Source organism: Streptomyces sp. SID13726, from assembly GCF_010548375.1.
Taxonomy (GTDB): domain Bacteria; phylum Actinomycetota; class Actinomycetes; order Streptomycetales; family Streptomycetaceae; genus Streptomyces.
In genome coordinates this window covers 1-799 of sequence record NZ_JAAGLY010000083.1, presented here as the reverse complement: position 1 = coordinate 799, position 799 = coordinate 1, and the positions used below count along the sequence as shown (strand labels likewise).

At 71.6% G+C, this 799-nt stretch carries 2 protein-coding genes; both read right to left on the bottom strand.

Annotation, left to right across the window (positions count from 1 at the left end; genetic code table 11):
* On the bottom strand, positions 1–386 hold a 386-nt coding region (locus G3I78_RS46450), incomplete at its 3' end, for an ATP-binding protein (protein ID WP_239158450.1).
* Positions 387–418: 32 nt separating this feature from the next.
* On the bottom strand, positions 419–586 hold the full coding sequence (locus G3I78_RS51475) for a hypothetical protein (RefSeq protein ID WP_199813593.1): 168 nt from the start codon (positions 584–586) through the stop codon (positions 419–421).
* Positions 587–799 lie beyond the last annotated feature (213 nt).

The window sequence follows — 799 nt, the reverse complement described above, 5'->3', positions numbered from 1 at the left end:
AACTCGGGCGGGGCGGCCGGCGCGACCGACGCGGCGGCCAACTCCTCCGGGAGCTGCCGGTGCAGGGTGCGCAGGGCCGTCGAGAACGGGGCGAAGGGAAGGCCCTCCGCCCCGATCTCCACACAGCCTCCGACGGCCACCACCGCGCCGCGGCGGGCCGACTCGCAGAGGAACTCCTCGGTGAGGCGGGTCTTTCCGACCCCGGCCTCGCCGCCGATGAGCATCGCCTGCGGCTCCCCGCCCGCCGCTCGGGCCAGTGCGTCGGTGAGTACGGCCAGTTCGTCGGCTCGGCCGACGAACACCGGGCTGACAGATCTGGTCTCCACGTCGCCGAGCATCGCACAGGAGTCCTGGCCCGCGGCACTGGTCGGGGGTGCGCTTCTCATCACGTGTCAGTCCACGCGGTTCGCTGCGCGGGTCACGCGGCGCGCGTGAAGCGGCTTCGCTGGCCACTCACCTGCCGTTCGGGTTCCTGGCTGCGCGAGGAGGCGCGGCGCGCCTTCTTGGCCTCCTGGACCAGGCGGTACCGGTCGGCCTGGCGGATGAGGTCGGCGCGGCGGCTGTTGGCGATCTCGTACTCGAACATCTCGTACTCCTCGGTTCGCGTTTCTCGGCCCCTCGGTCGGTGTGATCCAAGATTCGCGTCCCAGGGGGTGCCGGCACATCGGGCGCATGCCGCATCTGTACGGGACGGGGGTCCTTAGGCCGCGGCCGAAGGACCCCGGTTCGGACCGGGAGTGCCTAGGTAGGGGTCCTAGGCACGTGGGTGGAGGTCCTCAGCACGTGGGTGCGGGGTCTA

Excerpts from the sequence above, each read along its gene's own strand:
- G3I78_RS51475 (WP_199813593.1), bottom strand. The coding sequence starts at position 586 with ATGTTCGAGTACGAGATCGCCAACAGCCGCCGCGCCGACCTCATCCGC.